Origin of the sequence: Ancylobacter koreensis (assembly GCF_023016525.1) — a bacterium.
GTDB classification, from domain to species: Bacteria; Pseudomonadota; Alphaproteobacteria; order Rhizobiales; family Xanthobacteraceae; genus Ancylobacter; species Ancylobacter koreensis.
The window spans coordinates 1-3,729 of sequence record NZ_JALKCG010000016.1; the positions used below are offsets into that span (position 1 = coordinate 1).

The window sequence follows — 3,729 nt, forward strand, 5'->3', positions numbered from 1 at the left end:
CGGCCCTTTTGCGCCGGCTGCCTGTCAGAACTTCCAGTCGAGGGTTCCGCGGACGGCCTGGTCGGTGGCGCCGTCGCCGAATTCGCCATTATAGGCGAGGCCGAGATTGACGAAGGCGCTCACCGCCACGTTCATCCCCACATCGACCAGCAGCGAATCCTGCGCGATCGGCACGCCCTCCACCGTGAAGGGCGCGCTGCCCGTCGCGAAGCTGTAGGTCGCCAGCGACTCCACGTCGCCGAAGGCGTGGCGCCAGCCCAGCAGGCCCTTGAGCGTCGCCACCGTGGTGCCGAGGTCGACCGCCGTCGAGGCCCGCAGGCCCAGCGTCGAATAGGTCGTCGCCATGCTGGAGCTCGGCGCGTGCAGCCCCGCCAGGCCGCCGGTCTCGGTATAGGCGTCGGTGCCCAGATTCACATAGGCGAGGCCGACGAAGGGCTCGACATTCGCCGCCCCCAGCGTCATGCCGTAGCCCAGCTCGCCGAAGGCCTGCGCCGTGCCGGCGCTGTAGTCGGCCTTCAGTGTCTCGGGCAGAGGCAGCGAGGCGTAGCGCGTGGTGGAGACGTTGTTCCAGCTGTAGGACGCGCCGCTGCGGAAGTTCACCGCGCCCCAGTTCGTGCCGGCATAGAGGCCGGCATGGTAGTTGTCGCTGTCGCCGCTGGAGGCGCGGGCGTCGACGTCGAAGCTGGTCTGGCTGTAGCCGCCCAGCGCGCCGATGCGCCAGCCGTTGAACAGCGTGTCGGCGCCGATGAAGAAGCCGCCGGTGTTGCGGTCGAGCGCGGCGGCGTTGGCGTTGCCGTCGGTCGAGCCCCAGGAGCCGAAGGCCTGCGCCCAGACCGCGCTGGAGGGCGCCTGCACCGGGGCCGGCTCGGCCTTCACCGGGAAGGGCGAGGCCGCCGCCGGCGTGGCGGGCGCGCCATAGGCGAGCGGGGCGACGGCGATGCCGCCGGCGGCGCCGGGATTTTCGGCGCTGGCCAGGCGGTCGAGCACCGCGCTGCGCAGGAACTGGCTGTCGTTCACCAGCACCGTCTTCGCCGACGCCCCGATCTCGCCCGAGAGAAGGTCGAAGGCCGGGCCGAGCTGGCCCGCGCCGAGGATCACCGTCGAATCGAAGAGCGGGCTGTCCGGACCCATCGACTGCACGGCATTGGCCGTGGCGCCCTGGTTGCGCGTCGCCAGCCGCGTCGACCACGGCGCCGCGATGCCCGAGAAGCTCACGGTGACGGCATCGGCCTCATAGGCGACGCTGGCGAGCAGCAGCGGGGCGTCGTAGCGCAGGTCGAACTGCGCGCCGTCCGTCTGCACGACGGAACCGCTCGATTCGATGCTGATGATCTCGTAGTCATGCCCGATCCGCACGCCCTCCGAGACGTCCAGCGACAGGATCGCGCCCTCCTCGATCACCGCATTGCCGGAGGTGGCGGCGACCGTGGTGATCAGGATGTTGTCGCTGACCGGATTGCCCGAGCCGTCGAAGCCGAACTCGGCATTGTAGAAGGAGCCGGCCCCGAAGGTGAACTCGCCGGCGGTGAAGGTGCCCGGCGAGTTGCCCGGGCCGACGCTGGCCCCGCCGGCCAGCGTCACGGTCTTTGCCTTGCCGTTGCCGCCCAGTGCGCCGCCCGCCCCGACCGAGACCTCGGAGTTCTCCAGCGAGCCGTTGAGCACGAGCTTGCCGCTGGAGACCGCGGTCGGGCCGGTAAAGCCCGACGTATCCGCGCTCGCGTCGATGACGAGCACGCTCGAACCCTCCTTCACGAAGCTGCCGCTGCCGCTCAGCGTGCCGGAGAAGGTGGTGTCCTGGCCGCTGCCGCCGACCACGGCAGAGGCGGTCGGGTCGTTCAGGTTGATGGTGCCGGCCCCCGACAGCGCGCCGACCGCAAGCTCCGCGCCCGCCCCGACCGTGACGGTGGCGCTGCCCGACATGGAGGTCACGTTCAGCGTCGCGCCCTCGCCCGCGATGGCGACGCTGCCGTCGCCGTCGAGCGATTCGACGTCCTGCGTGACGCCGGCGCCGGACACCTCGAAGATCGCCCCGTCCCAGACCGTCACCGCCGTCTTCGTCGACAGCGCGCCGCTGCTGGCGATGCGCAGCACGCCGTCCTCGACCACCGTCGCGCCGCTGTAATTGTTGAACAGCCCTTCGTCCGTCACCCCGGTGCGGTCGAGCACCAGCGTGCCCTCGCCCGTCTTGGTGACGCCGCCCTGGCCGGCGAGCTGGCCGGCGAGCGTGCCGGTGGCCCCGGCCCCGATCTCGAAGGTGGCCACCGCGCCCGCCGCCAGGCCGATATTCTGGCTGAGCGTCGTGCCGTCGGCGTCGCCGAAGGCGAGGGTGCTGCTGGCCTCGACCACGATGCGCTGGCCGGTGCCCAGCGCGCCCTCGGCCGCGCTCACCTTGCCGCCGGCGAGATAAGTGTCGCCGCTGTAGCTGTTCGGCCCGGTCAGGAAGAGCGTGCCCTCCCCGCTCTTGCGCAGCGAGCCGGTGCCTGAAAACTCCCCGTCCCACGTGGCGTCGAAGCCGTTGGTGTCGATGCTCGAGACCGACGAACCCGTCAGCTCCGCATCCACCGAGGTGGTAAGGCTGCTGCCGATCACCTTGATCGTCCCACCGCCAAGGTTGAAGTCGTAGGTGCCGGTGGTGTTGCCGCCGCCGCCATAGAGGCCGAGCAGGCTCGACCCGCCGATCTCCAGCGTGCCGCCGTTCAGGTTGTAGGTGCCCGCGCCATAGCCGCCGAGATAGAAGCGCGAGCCGGCGATGCGCAGCGTGCCGCCGGTCTGGTTGATCACGCCGGTGCTGTTGGGCTGGGTGCCGGGATCGCGGTCGCCGATCACAAGGAAACCGTCGCTGATGTCGGGCGAGAGTTCGACGAGGCCGGTGCCGCTGATGTTCAGCGTGCCGCTGCTGGCCGGCCGGCTGCCGGCATTGCGGCCGATGGAATGGCTGCCGCCGCCCAGCAGCAGGGAGCCGCCGCTGATGTTGTAGACGCCGGTGCCGCCCTGGTTGCCGATGTTGAGCGAGGCGCAGCTGTCGTCGTCGTCGCAGCTCTGCTCCAGCTGCACCGTGCCGCCGGTCTGGTTGACCGTGCCGGTGCCGCCGAAATCGCCCACGCGCAGGCCGACATTGAGCGTCAGCGTGCCGCCCGACACATTGAGCTGGCCGCTGCCGCCATCGCCGCCGACATTGATGTTCGACCACGCGGAATCGCCCGCGCTCTGCGTCATCGAGCCTTCGATGATGGTCGCTTCGCCCCGCTCCATGGTGGAGCCGTTGATCACCAGATCGCCGGCGCCCGCCTTGTAGAAGCGGCCATAGACGGAATCATAGGCCCAGCCGTCGGAGACCAGCGTGCCGGAGAAGGCCGCGCTCTGGCCGGCACCGACGGTCGAGACGAGGAAGCTGTCGCCGAGATTGACCTGGCCGGCGCCCGTGAGCGCGCCGATCTGCACGATGCCGGCGCCGGTGCCGGGATTGCCCGCCTCGACGCCGGTCAGATCGAAGATGGTGCCGGCCGCGGTGGCGACATCGTTGCCGATGCCGATGCCGTTCTTGTTGGTCAGCGCCAGCGTGCCGCCCGACAGAGAAACGTCGCCGGCGTAGGCGCTGTTGTCGGCGCCCAGCTTGAGCGTGCCGGTGCCGGTCTTGGCGAGGCCGCCCGCGCCGGAGATCACGCTGTTCCAGGTCAGCACATCGGTGCCGTCGACCTGGATGGTCGAGGCGGCATCGAAGCTGGTGGC

1 protein-coding gene is annotated in these 3,729 nt (G+C 70.4%); it reads right to left on the minus strand.

Annotated elements, in window-relative coordinates; genetic code table 11:
* Nucleotides 1–24 precede the first annotated feature (24 nt).
* On the minus strand, nucleotides 25–3,729 hold a 3,705-nt coding region (locus MWN33_RS18955; protein ID WP_247202617.1), incomplete at its 5' end, for an autotransporter domain-containing protein.